The sequence below is a fragment of the Bradyrhizobium sp. sGM-13 genome, assembly GCF_018398875.1.
GTDB lineage: Bacteria > Pseudomonadota > Alphaproteobacteria > Rhizobiales > Xanthobacteraceae > Bradyrhizobium.
Genome location: NZ_JAGWDK010000160.1, coordinates 1 through 738, shown reverse-complemented (window position 1 = coordinate 738; position 738 = coordinate 1). Strand labels below are relative to the sequence as shown.

1 protein-coding gene is annotated in these 738 nt (G+C 58.7%); it reads right to left on the bottom strand.

From position 1 onward, the window contains the following. Nucleotides 1-738, bottom strand: a 738-nt coding sequence (locus tag KJQ96_RS38585) for an AMP-binding protein (RefSeq protein ID WP_213291171.1), incomplete at both ends; no start/stop codon positions are given.

Here is a 738-nt window from a genome sequence, read left to right as displayed (position 1 = left end):
GCCGATCGCCGTCCACAAAGGGACTGGCGATGAACCGCTCCGCCGTCAGATCGGGCCGCTTCAGATAGCCCCGCGCAACCCCCGCCCCGCCGATGTAAAGCTCCCCCACCGCACCAAACGGAACGGGCGCACCAAACCGATCCAACACGTACAACCGAAGATCGGGGATGCGCCTTCCAATCGGACTGCCCGAGTTGGAAGTGTCAGACTGATCAAGCGGCCGATAGGTGACATGCACGGTCGTTTCCGTGATGCCGTACATGTTAACCAGTTGGGGCGCGCAATCGGAATGCCTTGCATACCACGGCTTCAGAATCGCTGGCTCCAGAGCCTCTCCACCAAAAATCACATATCGAAGGCGGCTTCGAAGCCTGGACTGACACTCCACATCAATGAGAGCTTTAAAAGCCGAGGGGGTCTGGTTCAGAACTGTGACGCCGGACTTGCAGATGAGATCATGAAAGTCAGAAGCAGAGCGAGCCGTATGGCTCGGCACGAGAACCAAACACCCGCCATAGCGCAGTGCGCCCCACAACTCCCAAACTGAGAAGTCGAACGAGAAGGAATGGAACAGACACCATACGTCGCGTTCGGTGAAGCCATACAAGCTCTCGGTCGTCTCGAACAAACGCGCAATCTGGGCATGCTCGACCATGACGCCCTTGGGCGTACCTGTTGAGCCGGAGGTGTAGATCACATAGGCGAGATGGCGTGAGGTCAGGCCCAGCGCGCGCGGGT